10 protein-coding genes are annotated in these 17549 nt (G+C 50.7%); all 10 read left to right on the top strand.

The annotated features are described in order from the left end of the window. On the top strand, window positions 1–1794 hold the full coding sequence (locus MKY97_RS26635; protein ID WP_342553151.1) for a vWA domain-containing protein: 1794 nt from the start codon (window positions 1–3) through the stop codon (window positions 1792–1794). Between the two features lie 237 nt (window positions 1795–2031). After that, a complete protein-coding gene (locus MKY97_RS26630) occupies window positions 2032–5421 on the top strand; it encodes a tubulin-like doman-containing protein (protein ID WP_342553150.1) in 3390 nt (1129 codons plus the stop codon). A 13-nt stretch (window positions 5422–5434) separates the two neighbouring features. After that, window positions 5435–7957: a transcription initiation factor TFIID gene (locus MKY97_RS26625; protein WP_342553149.1), complete on the top strand. Its 2523-nt coding sequence runs from the start codon at window positions 5435–5437 to the stop codon at window positions 7955–7957. Between the two features lie 96 nt (window positions 7958–8053). Further along, window positions 8054–9337, top strand: a complete 1284-nt coding sequence (locus MKY97_RS26620) for a vWA domain-containing protein (RefSeq protein ID WP_342553148.1) — start codon at window positions 8054–8056, stop codon at window positions 9335–9337. Window positions 9338–9358: 21 nt separating this feature from the next. Continuing rightward, complete coding sequence (locus tag MKY97_RS26615; RefSeq protein WP_342553147.1) at window positions 9359–10051, top strand: beta-mannanase; 693 nt, start codon at window positions 9359–9361, stop codon at window positions 10049–10051. Window positions 10052–10111: 60 nt separating this feature from the next. Further along, window positions 10112–11371, top strand: coding sequence for a hypothetical protein (locus MKY97_RS26610; RefSeq protein ID WP_342553146.1), 1260 nt, complete (start codon window positions 10112–10114; stop codon window positions 11369–11371). Then, window positions 11368–14601, top strand: coding sequence for a hypothetical protein (locus MKY97_RS26605; protein ID WP_342553145.1), 3234 nt, complete (start codon window positions 11368–11370; stop codon window positions 14599–14601). The genes MKY97_RS26610 and MKY97_RS26605 overlap by 4 nt, the downstream gene beginning before the upstream one ends. Window positions 14602–15119: 518 nt before the next feature. Further along, entirely contained in the window at window positions 15120–16001 is an 882-nt protein-coding gene (locus MKY97_RS26600) for an ABC transporter ATP-binding protein (RefSeq protein WP_342553144.1), read from the top strand. Between the two features lie 101 nt (window positions 16002–16102). Continuing rightward, window positions 16103–16918 (top strand): (2Fe-2S)-binding protein, encoded by an 816-nt coding sequence (locus tag MKY97_RS26595; RefSeq protein ID WP_342553143.1) that lies wholly within the window; start codon window positions 16103–16105, stop codon window positions 16916–16918. Window positions 16919–16995: 77 nt separating this feature from the next. Next, window positions 16996–17475, top strand: a complete 480-nt coding sequence (locus MKY97_RS26590) for a glutathione peroxidase (RefSeq protein ID WP_342553142.1) — start codon at window positions 16996–16998, stop codon at window positions 17473–17475. Window positions 17476–17549 lie beyond the last annotated feature (74 nt).

Below are 17549 nucleotides of genomic sequence, written 5' to 3'. Positions count from 1 at the left end.
ATGCTGCGGATACACAAAAAACGCTGGCTCAGCGGAATCCTGGTTCTGCTGACCTTACTAACCCTGCTGCTGCCTTCGGCACTGCTTCCCCAAGCGGAGGCTGCTCAGGCACAGACAAGTGGAATTGACGCGGTGCTTGTAGCTGATGTCAGCAACTCGATGAATACAAGTGATCGTGACAAGATCAGTAACGAAGCCATGAAAATGTTTATAGATATGCTGCCAACGGTTGGCGATAAAGTAGGGATCGTTGCTTACACCGATCAGGTGGAACGCGAAAAGGCGATGCTGGAGATTCAGTCAGATGCAGACAAGAGCAATCTGAAAGACTTCATTGACCAGCTGGGCAGAGGCCCATACACTGATATTTCCGTGGGTGTCGCGGAGGCCATGAATATTTTGAGCCATGGTGCCGACCCATCCCACTCACCGATGATCGTGCTGCTTGCGGATGGCAACAATGATTTCAACAAAAGCAAAGGACGCACCCAGGCCGAGTCGGATGCTGATCTGGCGAAAGCCGTGAAGGATGCACAGGCCAAAGGCATTCCGGTCTACACGATTGGACTGAACGCCGACGGCAAACTGAATAAAAGTGCACTTGCAGACCTCGCCAAACAAACAGCAGGCAAGTCGTTTATTACCGACACACCGGATGATCTGCCGCAGATTCTAAGTGAAATCTTCGCCGATCATGCCAAGCTCAATGTGGTGAAACTGCCTTCTGTAACCGGAAACGGCAGTTATCAGGAAGTTACCGTGAACGTACCGAATGACAGCGTGCTGGAAGCTAATATTTCCATCATGTCCTCGAAGCCGGTCCAGCTGCAGTTAACCGACCCTTCGGGCAAAGACGTGAATCTGAATTCCAATGCAGCCAAGCTGTCCACATCCAAAAGTTACTCCCTCGTGAAGCTGCTGAAACCGCAGGAGGGCGACTGGAAGCTTCGGGTCAAAGGAGCTCCAAAGGACAGCATTGATATCAACCTGCTGTTTAACTATGATCTTCAACTCGTTGCGGACCCAATTAAGACCAAGTCCTATACGAAAGGCGATAAAATCGATCTGACGGCGAGGCTGGAAAATGGCGGTAAGCCGCTCCAGGACAAAGACCTCTACGCTGATATGAAAGCGACGCTGGTTGTGAATGACAAGGACACCGGCAAAACCGAGGAACAGCCGCTTAACAATACCGGCTCCGGTTTTGCGGGAACGTTCGAAGTGCCAGACAATCACAATTACGAACTGGTCATTCGTGCGGAGGAAGACAGCTTCTACCGTGAAAGTGAACCCATCGTTATCAACGCAGGGGGAACAGGCGGAAGTCAGGCACAGCCGACAACACCGGCGAATGCCAATGACAAGCCATTCCCTTGGATGCCTGTCATTCTGGGTGTGATCGCCCTGATCGTGGTAGCGGCGTGCGGCTGGTTCCTCATGGGCTGGCTGAAACGTAAAAACCGCGGCTTTGTCGGTCAGATTATCGTGGAGATTCGTGATGAGAATACCGGAGACAAGTCCTATCCGCAATACAAAAAGCTGGCATCCTTCCGGGGCAAGTTCCACCTGCATCAACTGCTGCAGCTTGACCCTGAATTGAAGGAAACCGAGAAATATATATTTACTCCTGGCAGTGGAGACCGATTGATCATCCGCAATACGGCAGGAGGTACGCTGGAGAAATCCGGTCGTGCGGTGGATGCAGGCTCAGGCGTTGAACTGAAGAATGGTGATCGACTGAGCATCCCGCTGCAGCAGGCGGACAAAACGATTTTGATTGAGTATTTGGTGTGAAGTGTTGGAGCTCAGTGAATGAGAGCTTTAAAAGACAGATTACAATTTACACGTTAACGGAGGGGACAGAGAAAACCTGAAGAAGCGAAGCGTTCGCCTTTATCACCGGATATCATCCTTGAAAACATTTCAAAGATATCCGGGGATAACAGCGATCGGAAGGTTCCTCTGTCATCGGAGTGGCAAGTGTAAATGAGGTTTCTAGTCTTTTTAATTGAAATACAGGGAGGATATTGAATGAAACCGATCGTGAGAGAACATATTCAGCAGCTGGATGTATCACTGGGCGGAGGCATCGTCAGCGAGAAAATCAGAGTCGATACGATTGATAACCCGATTCTGATTATCGGTCTGGGAGGCACGGGAATTGACGCACTTTTGCGTCTGAAATATCAGATTAACCGCCGTTTCAAGCTGCCGCAGGACCCGGTGTCCAAGAAAAAGATGGAGAAGCCGGACAACGTTGAATTTCTGGCGTTCGAGACGAACGAACAGGATCGCGCGAAGAAATACAGAGGCATCGGCCTTGATCCGATCAACGAATTTGTACTGCTTTCCAATGCAGAGATTGGCGGTCTCTTGCAGAATCGCAGCGTGCTGGAGCCGTATATCACGGACTGGCTGTCCCCTGAACTGAGCATCACGGATGGCATGAACGGAGCGGCAGGTGTGCGTCAGGCAGGGCGTCTGCTTCTGTTTACGAAGATCAATCAAGTCGTGCAGGCGATCGATAAAAAAATCAAAACGTTATCCGTGGGCACGAACAAAAAACTGATGGTATTCCTGCTCACCGGATTGTCCGGCGGTACAGGAAGCGGCTGCTTCCTCGATATTTCCTATATCGTGCGCGGCATCATCGAGCGGGATCACGGCTCTGCCGGGATTGACCGTGTCAACACGCTCGGTTACCTGTTCACGCCAGACGTGAATCTGTCCAACAAAAGCCTGAGCGAGCACACGCGCGAATATATTCGCAAGAACGGATATGCAGCGCTCAAAGAGCTGGATTATTGGATGAACGTGGACAGCCGCGGCGAGCGGTTTACACAGAAGTACGGCAACATATTGACCGTAAACTCGCCGCTGCCGCCATTTAACTTGTGTCATCTGATCTCGGCGACGAACACAGAGGGTAAATTGCTCGAGAATGCCTATGACTACTGCATGAACGTTACCGCGGAGAATATCACCAACTTTATCTCCAGTGAAGAGAAGCAGTCGGGTGAGGAATTTGCGATACATGACTATATCAGCAACATTCGCACCAACATCGCACAGATGAACAAAGTGTACCCGGCCAACTATGACTACAATATTATTGGCGCATCATCGGCTGTACTGCCGATTGAAGAGATGACGACATATCTGGCCTACCGGATGTTTGACAAAATGAGCACCATGTTCTCCAAAGCACCGAATCAGGAGGATACCGAGAAGTTTGCCCGCAAACTGGGCATCGATCTCGAAAGTGTAGTTAAAGCCTTCGAATCACGCGTACCTGAACCGCTGCCCGGTTACCAGAACAGCGAACGTCTGTCTTATGGCAACGTGGTGAAGTCCCAGGTCGTGAACATGGATACGGAGCTGGAGCAGAACTTCCTGGCGCGTGCTCGTGAGGAATATATCAAGGCGAAGAAGCAGCTTCCGGGCGAGATTGCGGGTCAGTTCACTGAGCAGATCCGGCGTATGTTTTTGCATCCTGAACAGGGGCCGTTCTATGTCTCTCGCTTGATTTATACGGAAAAAGGATTCTGTGTATTGAAAATGATTCAGTCGTACATTGAAACGCTGCGCGAAAATGCCTTCCGCATCCCTCGTGATATTGAGGCGGCTCAGGAGCAGTCCGAAGAGAAACTTGGCGATGCGAAGAGTGCCTTTGTCTCCAAAGACAAGAAAAAGAATGCTTATATTGAAGCAAAAATTCATGAATACTGGCTGCACGCCGATGTGGAACGCAACGACCAGATGATTGAGTTCTATGAAGACCTGTATGAACTGCTGAACCAAGAGAACAGCCGCATTTATAACGTATTTTCCGAGACGCTGAATGCGCTCAGTTCTATCTTTGCCAAGAATGGTGATCTGCTGACACGCGGCGAAGAGCAAACCGATCACAAAGGCAACAAGACCTATTATTGGAATGTGGTAAGTGTGCCGGATATCGTGAGTGTGGTAGACGGGCTGCTGGACAAACGAGATACGGATGATCTGATCCGCGACTTCTCGCGTGAGCTGCTGGAGAATTCGAGCCAGTGGGTGAAGGAAAACGAGATTGATATCGTCAGCTCCATCTCTGACTTCCTGAGTGAGAAGTTTGGTGATCTCATTACCCGTTCCATGGAGGATTTCCTGGTGATCAAATACGGGAAAGACGAGTCCGTGGAGAAATTCGTGGAACGTTTCATCGCAGGCAAGCTGGACGACGAGGCCGTTCCGGTATTTAATCTGAGCAACAGCACAGGCAGTTTGCACTTCCCTTCGTGGGGATTTGTATCCGTGCCGGCACAGGCTCCAGGAATTCTGAAAGGGATTCGGAACTACCAGAACAACGCCGTGGGCAAATCCCACTTTACCGTTAAGGAAAGCGAAGTACGGAACCGGATCTTCTGGCTGAATACGCGCAACGGAGTACCGCTCTTTGTGTATACGCCGCTTAAAGTCTATGAAGAGAGCTATGAACGCACGATTTTGGACAAAGAGGGTATTGGACGCCATCTGGTACAGACGGAGAAAAACAATTGGACGTACCTGCCGTCTCCTATTCCGGAAAAATCCTGGGGAGATGTGTACGAGAATGCACGTGTGAAACAGTATAACGCTAGGGTTCGCAGTGAATTTGAACAGGCGCTCGGCTATAAGATTGTTACAGCCAAATCGGCAGATGAAAATACAAGCAACCGCTATGCGATTGTCACAACGGAACCGTTTGATCTGTCTGCGAAGCTGGCCGCATATGACATGCGTCTCACTTCAAACGCTCCGAATCTCGGTGAAGTGAAACGTGCGGTTATTGAACTGAAGCGTCTGCAAGCCGAAGGTTTGCCGCGTGTCGATACGAAGGATATTTTCGGAAGCATTAATGAGGATATGGCGAAAGAGAACCTTGTACGCTCTCCGCAGCTCATCGCGCGAGTACGTGAGGAACTGGCCAAGATGAATGCGATCACTGCGAAAGTGGCTGAACTGGAAGGCATACTGGCTCAGTATCAGGATGAAGAACAGTGGTATGACCGCTTCATCGAAGCACTCTACACAGATACGATTGTTAAAAAGGGTGCGCTGTACGTCTACGACCGTGATCCGGAGGAAGACGCATGGGAGCCGTTCGCTAATCTGATGAAGAGCCGCAATTATGCCGAATATGAAGTCTTTGGCAATTTCCGGGGCCTGTCCGAGAAGGATCGCAGCACACTGCTGCGTAAAGCCTCCCGCCGCGATAACGATCTGACGGCATCAGAGGATATCGCCCCGCTTCTGACCAAGCTGGATGATCTCGCTGCGCTGTTTATGGAATCCCGTGATCGTCTGGAGTATGAGCGGGTAGAGCTGGCAAACGGGGAAGATATCTATCAGTTCTACAGAACAATGTCGTCGAAGCTGAACGACATTCGCAGAAGGCTGAAGTAAGGTGGCTGGCAGTATGGATTTCAGGTCAAATGAGAGACAAGCGGATCATCGGGATGCTGCCTATCTCACAGGCGCAGGGTCTCATGCATCGATGATCTTAAAACGAGAGCTGGAGCAGTATGCAGCTCGTTACGCTGCAGAGCAGGAACGTCAGGGCAGCCAGGGAGATGGACGCAGCAGCATCCATTATCCGGCCCTGTTCCTCTTTGTGGGTGATCTGGCGGCACCTGCAGTATCTGCTGTGCGTGACATTAACCAGTTGAAGTGGGATAACGAAGACGGAGTGGCCTACGTGCATATTGGGACAGACGAGGCAGGGCGTGCTGAGAATGCAGCGAATGCTTCCCGTGATGCTGCTTCTGCTTCTCGGGAGCATGAAGACCATCAGGTGACGTACCACCGATTGCCGCTCTCGGCAAGGCAGACTCAGAGTCCACCTAAAACGCTGCGCAAAGATGTGCATCGGAGCTTCCATGAATCGGCTGAGGCGCTCTTTGGGCTGAATCGTACGATGCGGCGGGTCAGCAATCGAATTGCCGAGTATGGACGTCTGTATTCGTCATTTGACCGGATTTACGTTACGGTCATTACGCGAGCAGATGATCCGCTGAATGTGCTGCTGCCGGAAATCACGAAGCTCGCGGAGACGATTCTGGCACAGTCTTTCAAATCGGTACAGACCGATCTGCATGTGCTGGTCAGCGAGATGGAGCATGTGGATTCGTTCGGATATTCGAGCGCAGCAGGGCTGGCATTTCTGCGTGAGCTGGATTATATGCAGTCACTGGATTACAGGTTCAGCGGGAGATTGCTGGTGACAGAGGACGGGATATCCATTCCTGTGACCCATCCTGCAGCACCTTTATTCGATCTCGTTTATGTGCTTTCCGACAAAAATGAACGCGGTACCGGTGTTCCGGGCGGCTGGATTGAAAATGCGGAGATTATCTGCCGTATCTGTCTGCTGAAGAACCGGAAGCAGGAGGAAAGGTATGAAGACCGGGCTTCCGTCGCCAGCACGGGTGCGAATACCTACAATAATACTTCGTTCAAAAATAATATTCGTACCACCTCGGATCAGCACGGCTATGCCAGTGCAGGTTTTGCCGAGATCAGACGGCCGAACAAACCGATTGCGCTGACGGTGTTATATCACCTCTACCGTTATCTGCTCGCCAGAATGAAGCAGGAACCGGACTGGAGCATCAAGGAGAAGCTGGCCTTCTTCGGACTGGATGCATCTTCTGTGGAACGTAAAGTAGCGGGTCTGCTGCCAAGCGAAGATCTCGTTAGCGGCATGAGCGGCATTATGACGCACAGCCGCAGTTTCTCGGATCTCAAGCCGCTCTCCCTGCGAGAAGCAGAACGGGCACTGTATGGAGAAGGAGCAGAAGCTTATTTCCGGGAGAATGTCGTTCGTCCAATGCAAGAACGTGTGCGTGAGCGCAGTTCCAGCGGGTCGCTTCGCCGTCAAGCCGAGCGGTCCCATAGCGAGCATCCCGAAGCGGGATACTTTCAATGGGCCGCTTGGAGCGGCAGTGAGCCGGGCAGTGTGCGCGAGGCGCTGCTGGCGCTGATCCGCGACAAAGGTGTACAGCTTGAATCGGCACGAGCACTGCTGGAACAGCGTCAGCAGGAACGGGTGGAGGATCAGCCGATCAAACGGGCGCTTTTCCGGGACAAGCAGAATGTACGCAATCTGATTGACTGCCTGCTGGAGCGTGTATACGTGCCGAAGGTAGACCTGCTGCGGTTGGAAAATGAACTGCATCTGCTCCGCATCTATGATACGGAGATGGAGGAGCTGCATCGCTACAGCTGTCAGGTTAAGGCCTCACTTGAAGCGCTGGAGCGCACATTACGCGGAGCGGCTGAGGAAAGCATCGCGGCTGCCGACGAATACATCGGGCAGAACGTGATGGAGTACTATGGCAGAGTGACAGAAGAGCTGATCACTGATCTGGAGGCAAGACGAGGGCGGGATGTATGGTTTGAGGAACGATACATGGGCGACATGAATGAGCTCGCCACCACGGGTGATGATCGTTTGCTCGCACGGTTGATAGAGGTCTGCCGTGCGCTGCTGCTCTCCGCGGAACCACTGCGATTACCGTTTGAGGAAGAATTGTTACAGCGGGCCAATGTGACCATTACTTACGGAGATCGGGATGTATTAACCCGGGATGATCTGTTCCGCAGACTATATCGTACATTGGAAGACCAGGCGGTTGTGCGGATACGGGTCTTCGACTATACACAGGAGCATCGGTATGAGGAGAAATATTTTTTTGGCGACCATCACAGTGCTTTTATGGATTACGCGGCACATGCCGAGGAAACCTCGCGAATTTACAAGCTGGGTGTCGTCTATGAGGAACGCAGCAGCGGGGTGGAGAAGCTGAATTTGATGGGTGGTTTCCATCTGGAGGATCTCATGGTCTACCGGAACGCCAAGGTGTACTACGATTCATATACAGAGAATGGATATGAACTCCATCCTGCTGACCTGGCAGATCATCTGCCCCCGCTTCGATAAAAAGACCTTTTATATTCGTGAAAGTAATAGTTGTAAAAATTCAGGGCACTAAGTCAGCCTGCTTCAGGCAGGCTCTGAGAAAGGATGCATGCAGACATGCAGCGAAAAATCAATTTTCTCCTGGTCCTGTTCAGCCTGATTGGCGGAGCAGTGGGATTTGCGGCAGGGGAAATCATGCTGCATCAGTGGCTTGGGGAGATGCCGCGCCTGCTGCTGATGGGTTTATATTTTGGTGTATTGGCTCTTAGTGTAGGATTGTTCTGTCTGCTGGCAGAGATGATCTCGCCGCGTCTGAACGGTGCCTCGTGGAAACTCAGATATCTGAGCTTGTCCTGGAAGCTGCTTGTTCCGGCTACACTGGCTCTGCTGCTGGTGGCTGGACTCGGATTGCAGCTGCTGTACCAGATCAATCCCGGCGGGGCGAAGCAGGTCAAAGATATCATTCTGATGATTGATAACTCAGGCAGCATGAACGACACCGATCCGAATAATGGACGGTTTGAAGCAGCCAAGACGCTCATCAATCAGATGGAGAGTGACAAACAGGTGGCGGTAATTACGTTCCATGACCAGCCGCAGCTGCTGCAGCCGTTCATCGCAGTAGACAGCGAAGCCGCCAAAAGTGAAGTGAACAGCAAAATTGACAGTATCGTGACGACATCAGGCGGCACTAATTTTGATACCGTACTGCGAGAAGGAATGGAACAGATCAAAGGCAAACAGGACCCGAAACGGGGCACCGTTGTTATTCTGTTGTCTGACGGTTTCAGTGATGCAGACATCTCGGACATTTTGCCGCAGTATGTACAGGAACAGGTTGCGATCCATACCGTTGGTCTAAGCCTGGTCGATCCGTCGGGTACGGATTTGCTCAAGAGCATCGCTCAGCAAACAGGCGGGATGTACTATGATGTGCCGGACGCAGGCGGCCTGAATGTCGCGTTCCAGAAGATTTACGATACGATTGATGAACGTACACTCGTGACAGAACGTACAGGTGCGATGGAACACAGCATGTATCTCGCTATTTTCCGCGTCGCGGCCTTATTGTTGATTGGGGTGGCACTTGGTGTATCGCTTGGACTTGTGTTTGATAACCGTCATCTTGCGCTCAGTTTTGGTGTAGGCGGTGCAGTTTCGGGCTTATTAGCCGGACTGTTGCTGGAGTGGGGATTGAACGGTTCTAATGTGGGCGATGCTTTCGTCCGTTTGGGAGCAATGCTGATCCTTTCGGGTGTGCTTACGCTCTTCTCCTGGATTGTTCCGATCAAAGAAAACACCCCGCGCAAGAGCAAAGGCCGCCGGGATGCCGGTCGTGGAACTTCTTCTGCGGAAGGATTCGGTCAGCGAGCAAGAGATACACGAAGCAAAGGATTCTAACATCGGGGAGGTCAATGAAATATGCGATTTATCAATGCAGATGCAGACCCTTCGGCTCCCCGGATTCGAAAACTGACTCTAGCGGTGGACGAAGGCCGCTGCACGCTTCGCTGGCTCTGGCCGGACCAGCTTGAAGCGGTTTACGTAGAACGGTTGGAACTGAGTCGAATGAACACCGATCACATCGGAGAAGAACATAGGAATGCAGGTCATTCTGAGGAACGTGAAGAAGGAAGGGCACCGAGCAAGCTGAAGCTGTACACAAGAGAGGAATACAAAGCGAACAACGGGTATACCGATCGGATCACAGGTTTTGGCGCCATCCAGTACAACGTATATGCATGCCAGATGTCAGAAGAAGGGCCTGTGCTGATTCGTCAGCAGGATAAGGACAACCAAGGGATCGCAAGCGCGGGCAGGGCGGATATCCGCTTTGCCATTCGCTACAAGAGCGGTTTTTTTCAGAAACGCAAGACCGTGCTGATCACGGTGACCGCCGAAGTGCCCGTTCCTAAGGAAGCACTCTGTTATGTTCGTAAGCAGGGCAGCGTTCCGCTGAACAAAGATGATGGCACGGTGTATCCGTTTGTAAGTGATTTTATGCCGGGAAAAAATGAGATGCCGCCTGTTGAAGTCGCCAAGGACGACTATGTAAGGTTATTCTTCACAGACGGCCGCCAGTATGGAGCTGCTTATCGGCTGATATCCGATTGATCACACATGACGACTGAAGTTGAATTTTTATTTACACAGGTATGGAAAGGGGGAATGGCTATGAGTTTTTTTAGTCGGTTTTTGAAGAGACAGCAGCCGGAGGAACGACCGCTGTTTTACGATATTGTATGTCCGTACTGCTTCAGCAAGTTCTCACCGGAAGAGGTCGTATTCCGCGCAGCACATCATCGTGACGACGACGAGGACTACGCGCTGGGGGAAGATGCCAAGCTTAACCGATACCGGGAACGTTTTGGCCTGGATACGGTATTTGATATGGAGGCCGTTCTGTCTCCTTATGACGTACCCGAGGAGCACCGCATCTATTCGGATAACATCGTCATGGGGCTGAATGATCGTTATGGTGTAGTTACACGTCGTCGTCTGTGCCCGCAGTGTCATAATGAGCTTCCTGTAACGGCCGGGAAGGCACCAAGCAACATCATTTCGATCATCGGTGCATCCCAGGTCGGGAAATCCGTCTACATGACATCGCTGATCCATACGCTGCAGCATTATACGGCAGATCATTTTGATGCTGCCTGTATGCCGCTGAATGCAGAGATCAGCCGCCGTTTCCGTGCAGATTACGAAGAGCCGCTGTTTGAGCGGGGCGACCTGCTGGACTCCACGCAGAAGGAAAAGCTGCAGGAGCCGTTTATTTTTCAGTTTGTGTTCAAGGATGAGGATAAAGCGCCGCTGACCCTGGTGTTTTTTGACGTTGCAGGTGAAGGAATGGTCGAGCAGGATTATCTGGGTCTGCACGGACAGCATATCAAAAACTCGGCAGGCATTCTGTTTATGGTCGACCCGCTCCAGATTCGTTCAATCCGGGACAAAATTCGCATTAACCTGGGCAGCGAGCCGGGAGAATGGACGCCGAAATACGATGAGCCGCGCGACGTGGTGCTGACGTTGTTCGGTGACTTTATCGCCTATCAGGAGAAGGCTAAGACCAATATCCCGACTGCGGTTGTGCTCACCAAAAGTGACATGCTGCATTCCCTCAAGGATGAGGAAGGGGATTATATCAAATCCAACAGCAATGTGTTCCGCAACATGGTGCATCGCGAGTGGTTTGATTTGACCGAATTCGAAAATATCGACGGGGAGATTCGCCGTTTTATCGAGAAAGTGGATCGTCCGTTCAAAGGCACGATGGATGTGTACTTCAAGGACACCGCTTATTTCGCCGTATCTGCGCTGGGCAGCAATCCGGTAGACATGAAAATTCAAGGTGTGGTTAGTCCAATCCGTGTGGATGAGCCTTTCCTATGGCTGCTGTACAAGCTGAAGTACATTGAGGGGAGAGTGGGATGATGCGTTCTTCCAACACTCCGCCCATTGAACAGCAGATGTACACAAGAGAACGGCGCGGGGTATTCCGGACCACAGAGGGGTTCGATACGGTGGCTGCATCGCCGGGACTGGACCTTTCTTTTATCAAAAAAGTACTTCATCCTTACTGCGTCTATGACGCTCCTGCGGAGCTGACAGGACGGAGCGAGAAGGACGAGAGCAAGTTCCCGGCTTCCATGCACCTGCTGCATCTCGAGAGCGGCGAGACCATTCTTGGGCAAAATGTGTATCAGGCTGCAGATTTCACCGGGCTGCGCAGTGCCTTTTTTGCCCACAATTATGTGCTGTCTCCGGCAAGCCTGGAACAATATATGAAAGGTGGCGAATGGCTGGATGCCGTGTTTGCTACCTCCTATGATATCGAGCAGGGTACGGAGCTGCCTGTGCTTGCAGAACTTCCTACGGCAGCAGGAGCCGGAGGTGGAGTTCAAGCTGGACAGCAGGATGGCAGGTTTGGAGCAGCCGCGTCACCAGACCAGATTCTAAGTGCCCTGAAAATGGACGAGACGCTGTTCAAGCGCTTGCTCTATGCTGTGATGCAGGCTGTGGCGGCACGCCGCAAAGTATATATAGCGCTTGATGTGCCAGCGGAGGAAGTAACGGCAGGAGCTAAGGCGCTGCTGCGTCTGCTGTACAAGGCACTGCCCTACGCGTTCCGGCGGCAGCTCGGTTTTATGACGTTTGCCAAGGAGCCACAGGCCAAGAAAGGCATACATGTGCAGTTTGTGGAGCGGGGTACACTTCGTCCCAAGGACAGGAACACAGAGAAAGATTTCACCTTTGATCTCGTCTCTGGTCGTGTCACCCATGTGGATGCGTCGGTGGCCAAGCTGCCTTATGCGGAATTTGCCTGGTTTTTGCTGAGGGACCCGGTAAGGTCAGCAGCATTCTACGAGTTCGCCGACGACATGCTGGCCGGTATGGAACCGGGAAGGGAGCTATCCATTGAAGCTTATGGAGAGCTGTCGGTATTTTACAGCCTTGAACAAGGTGTAGAAGATTTATATTTGAATAACAAAAGCGAGGTTCTGAAGGGTTTACTGACGTATCTGAAGCCTGAAGGTGGGCTGCAGCAGCGTGCACGTCTGAATGATCTGTTTCTGACGCTGCTTAGTCGGGAGCTGGACAGTGTCCGCCGGGAAAATGTACCGGAGGAAGCGGTTGCTGCCCGCTTCGGAGAATACTTCCGTGCTGCTGCGCCCGTAGTAAAGGGCCGGATCGTAGACTATTTTATCTATGCTGTAAACAATGCGCGTGCGCAGAAACGCATGCGTGCTGTACAGGATCTGTATGTCATTTTGGACCGCGATGCCCGTCTGAATCAAGCTTTTTTTGATAAGGTACTGGGTAATGATGCTTTGACCAAGCTGCTGTTTGAGCCGTATCTGGACAACCAATTGAAACGGACAGAGACGGCAGCGGGGGTCATCGATCTTGTTCAGCGCTGGGTTACGGCTCATCCGTCAGCGATTCAATCTGCGTTTCTTGTGGAACGTTCCTGTACCGAGCTTAGGGAAAGGTTGTGTTCGGCACCTGATCCGGTTGAATCGGCAAACGAGGCGCTTCAGCGAGTCAGCATGCTGGACCGAATAACCGGGAGTGACGAGTTCGAAACGGGTATAACAGGACATATCGGGCAATCCAAAGCCGCTGTCAGTCGAACTCCCCAAAGCGGTAGTCATTCTCCCGACGAACAGGCCGCCTATCAGGAAGCTTTAACCAAACTTGCGGATAAGCTTGCTTATGTGATTAACCTCTTCATGATTCAGGATCTGGATCTGGAACGGGTGAACCGGGAACAGCTGCTGCGTATCGATATTCTGCAGCATGAGAATGACGTTCGGGATTGGGCATCACGCCAAGGTTCGGATGTAGCGGCTAGAACAAATGTGATGCTGGCGGCGAGAAAATGGCTTAGAAGTGATCCTGACGCCGAAGAAGAGGTGGAATCACTCTCTCTGGCTGAGCGTGATGAGCTTCAGCGCTGGACTCGCCGCTGGCTGGCGGCAGAACTGCGGAATTATCCGGGAACCGCAGCGTATGAGGCATTACCACTCGCATTCTACCGTGGGGGAAGCGGCAGTAATCGGCTTGATTATTCGGGTCTGATTGAATTTCTACGCAGTCATACCAATCAAATTGAAGCGATCTATACCTTTTTCGAATGGTCCGGTGTACATCGGATGTTTGTTCGCGGTTCCAGTGCGCATAAAGGATATGCAGATGCCATTATTATGTATTTCAAATCCCATGACCGGGAAGCATTCCGGTCCAAGTCAGTGTTCAAGCCGTACTATGCCAAAGCAGGAAAAGCTCTGAAGCCGGTCTATGATCGGGCCAAGGCTGAACTGGCCTCGCCATTTATGCGTATTCTGACCGGGCGGAAGAAAAAGCGATGGATGGGCCTGCTGCTGCTGTTCCTTATTCTTGGTATTGCAGGTGGCACATATGCCTGGATGAACAATACCTCTGAACCTCAAGCAGCACAGCCGCCGGCAGAACAGGAACCAGCTGCCCCGGCTGAACCTGAAGAGAAGCCGGCAGCGTATATCGCTTATATCGCTGGTGCAGATGAGCAGGAAGGAACAGAATCCCCGGCCCGATTAGTCCTCCGCTTCCGGAGCGAAACGGGTGGTATTCCTTTTGAACAGGGCAGCCTGCAGCTGCGTTTGGATGATGGAAGCATGAAAGAGTTTAACGTTACAGACAAGTGGAAGAGCTTGAATTCCGGAGAAAAGTCTGATGCAGCCAATGACCCTTCATCGAATTCTGAAGGCGCAGCAGGTAAGGAAAATGGCTCTCAGACATCAGGTAAGAGTCAAGGTGCTGCTGATTCAGATGCTGATTCAGCAGCATCCGGTCAATCGGATGATCAACAAGGGATTGATACGGCAAGTAATGCTGACCAAGAGGATCAATCCACAGCTGGCAGTTTGTCGGCAGGCAAAGCGGATAAATCATCGACACAAGACCAAGGTAAAACAAGTGAGAACTTATCGGGGGATGTCTCGCAAGAAGGGCAGGCTGACACTGTTCCCAAACCTTTAACTGCGGCCGAAGCAGATCGCTTATACCCTTACGGCATGCAGATCACACTGCCGGACAATATTGATCCCAAGAATGTTGTGAGCATTCAGAAGGGTGCGAAGGGGTCAGAGATCGCTGTTGAGTTGATGCAGGAGCCAATCTGAATCTCATGATATAAGCACATAACGAATCATAACCGGCAGAGAAGCATATGTAGGTCAGGTTTGATTCGACTTGATTAGAGGGATGACCCTGAGACCAAGAGTTCAGGGTCATCTTTTTATATTCATAACCAAGCTTCTGAGATGATTGTACCGAAGCGTTTAATCAGTTCACAAAATAGACACATAAGGATTGATTCAAAATAAGGTAATTAGGCGAGCAGTGAAAAATAGCACGGAATCATTGAGAAATGCTCTCATATAATAGGTGTCACAGCGAGTGGTAAAAAGCAGAATTTAGATAAAAAAAGCCTTATATTATCAAAAGATTTTGTTATTTTCGGTTGACAAGTGATAATGATTATCAGTATCTTTAATGTAGCGAATAAATCTGTTTCAATTTTTATGTCAATGCCAAGCGTCGGAAAATTCAGGAATACTGAATTAGAATATAATTTCAATTTCGTTGTCGTTATGATAGCCGGAATACATAACCGGATTAATGAGAGAGGGATGATCGCATGTTTCGTCTGGAGACGTCCAAGCTGGATATCGCTTATGAGGAAAGACTGATAGTTGAGGATCTGAACATTCAGATCCCCCAAGGCAAAATTACCGCACTTGTTGGAGCCAACGGTTCGGGGAAATCAACGATCCTGAAGACGATGGCACGCATTATGTCTCCGAAGGCAGGCAGCGTGCTGCTCGACGGCAAGTCTATTCATAAACAATCCACGCGTGAAGTTGCCAAGCAGCTTGCGATCCTGCCTCAGAACCCTACAGCACCGGAAGGTCTGACGGTTACAGAACTGGTTTCCTATGGCCGTTTTCCTTATCAAAAAGGATTTGGTTCCATGCGTGCAGAAGACAAACGCATGATTGAATGGGCGATCGAAGTAACGGGCATGACTGAATTCCATGACCGTCCGATCGATCAGTTGTCCGGTGGACAACGTCAGCGTGCCTGGATTGCTATGGCACTTGCTCAGGAAACAGACATTCTGTTCCTGGACGAGCCGACAACCTTCCTTGACATGGCACACCAGCTTGAAGTGCTGCAGCTGCTGGAACACCTGAATGCCACAGCTAACCGCACCATTGTAATGGTAGTCCATGATCTTAATCATGCTTCCCGGTATGCTCAGCACATGATTGGTATTAAGAAAGGTAAAGCCGTTGCACAGGGTTCACCCGTAGAAGTGATGACTTCAGATGTACTGCGTGAAGTGTTCAATATTGAAGCAGATATCGTAATGGACCCGCGTTCCAATGTACCGCTCTGCCTCCCATATGCACTCGCTGGCGAACGTCCGAAACCTGCAGCTCCTGAAACCAAGGTGATGAACAGTGCCATGGTTCATGCAGGTCGAACCGAACATCGTGTACAGGCAATGGGCAGTTAATTTAAACGAACTGGATCACATCTGTGATTCTCTATTATAGAAATGAAGCCGCTGTGCGCTGTTAGCACGCGGCTCATTCGCATTCACGGGAGGTTTCATTCATGGGCGCAATCAACTATACGTGGCTCGAGCAATATGGCCGAATCTCGACAAGTCCCGCTTCTAACCCGGTTTATGATATACTTCTGGCTTCGTTACGGGATACAGCGCAGGCAGATGATATGCTGAAAGTATATAACGAACATTTGCGGGCAGATAGCTTGCGAACCGCGGCGGTGTATTTCATGCATTCTGTTCGTGGACTGCTGCTGGGCATTCATTATATGAATTCAATGTGTGACACAATGCTGGATATTTCTCTGGACAATATTCGGCTGCAGCTGGTTGTACAAGACGGCTATCCGGCATTTCACTTTCAACTGCTGGATGGTACCGAGCATGTACATCCTGCGCCTCCTGGTAAGAACGAACATGAATCTGCAGCAGCCGGATTGGCAAGAAAGGCGATGCTTACGGCTTACTATGGAGAACAGCTCCGGCCTCTAATCGAGGGTGCAGCCGAGGCTGGAGGGGCAAATACAGGCCAGATGTGGGCTCAATTGGCATCCATTCTGACATGGTTTAAGACGATGGCAGTGCAGATGGACATTACTGAGGATGAACGTAAAGCGGTCATTCAAGGGTATGAACATGTGATTACGATGCCGCCGGAAATTCTGGGATTGCGTAAAAATCTGCTGCACTTCAAACCGGTAGAAATCGATAGTCCGTATCAACCTGGGGAAAAAATGCTGATGAAGTCAACCTGCTGTCTGCATTATAAGGTATACGGTGGTCAAGATTACTGTTACAGCTGTCCCAAGTTGAGCAAAGCCGAGCGGCAAAATCGCTATGAGATACTTGCGGCTTCTCGGTGAATTTGAAGTAAACCCCGAAACAAGGCTATAATTGATTACAACCCCAAAATTAATCGATGTCATAGGAGGAATCAGCAATGTCCGTATATTCGTACAAGGCGGTAACCACCGCAAATCAGGAAGTGCCGCTGGATATGTATCAAGGTAAAGTGCTCGTTATTGCAAACACAGCCAGTAAATGTGGACTGACACCGCAATATGGTGAACTGCAGAAGCTCTATGACCGTTATCGTGATCAAGGTTTGGTGGTGCTTGGTTTTCCATGCAACCAGTTTGGTGGACAGGAGCCAGGTACAAGTGAAGAAGCGGAATCCTTTTGCCAGATCAACTATGGCGTAAACTTTCCAGTGTTTGCAAAAGTAGATGTGAACGGAGAAGACGCACATCCTCTGTTTCAATATTTGAAAGAACAGCAGCCAGGTACAGGTGAAACCAGTGATATTCAGTGGAACTTTACCAAGTTCCTTGTGAACCGCGAAGGTGAAGTCGTGGGCCGGATTGAACCAAAAGAATCACCAGAGTCGATGAGTGCTGCGATCGAGCAGCTGCTCGGTTAATTCGCCGCACGTGAGATCAATATATGACGAGAAGCCTGCCCCTTTTACGGGACAGGCTTCTTTTGGTTTTCTTT

This window comes from Paenibacillus sp. FSL R7-0652, assembly GCF_038595045.1.
Classification (GTDB): domain Bacteria; phylum Bacillota; class Bacilli; order Paenibacillales; family Paenibacillaceae; genus Paenibacillus.
This window is presented reverse-complemented; position numbering and strand designations above follow the sequence as displayed.

Excerpts from the sequence above, each read along its gene's own strand:
- MKY97_RS26635 (WP_342553151.1), top strand. The coding sequence starts at position 1 with ATGCTGCGGATACACAAAAAACGCTGGCTCAGCGGAATCCTGGTTCTG.
- MKY97_RS26630 (WP_342553150.1), top strand. The coding sequence starts at position 2,032 with ATGAAACCGATCGTGAGAGAACATATTCAGCAGCTGGATGTATCACTG.
- MKY97_RS26625 (WP_342553149.1), top strand. The coding sequence starts at position 5,435 with ATGGATTTCAGGTCAAATGAGAGACAAGCGGATCATCGGGATGCTGCC.
- MKY97_RS26620 (WP_342553148.1), top strand. The coding sequence starts at position 8,054 with ATGCAGCGAAAAATCAATTTTCTCCTGGTCCTGTTCAGCCTGATTGGC.
- MKY97_RS26615 (WP_342553147.1), top strand. The coding sequence starts at position 9,359 with ATGCGATTTATCAATGCAGATGCAGACCCTTCGGCTCCCCGGATTCGA.
- MKY97_RS26610 (WP_342553146.1), top strand. The coding sequence starts at position 10,112 with ATGAGTTTTTTTAGTCGGTTTTTGAAGAGACAGCAGCCGGAGGAACGA.
- MKY97_RS26605 (WP_342553145.1), top strand. The coding sequence starts at position 11,368 with ATGATGCGTTCTTCCAACACTCCGCCCATTGAACAGCAGATGTACACA.
- MKY97_RS26600 (WP_342553144.1), top strand. The coding sequence starts at position 15,120 with ATGTTTCGTCTGGAGACGTCCAAGCTGGATATCGCTTATGAGGAAAGA.
- MKY97_RS26595 (WP_342553143.1), top strand. The coding sequence starts at position 16,103 with ATGGGCGCAATCAACTATACGTGGCTCGAGCAATATGGCCGAATCTCG.
- MKY97_RS26590 (WP_342553142.1), top strand. The coding sequence starts at position 16,996 with ATGTCCGTATATTCGTACAAGGCGGTAACCACCGCAAATCAGGAAGTG.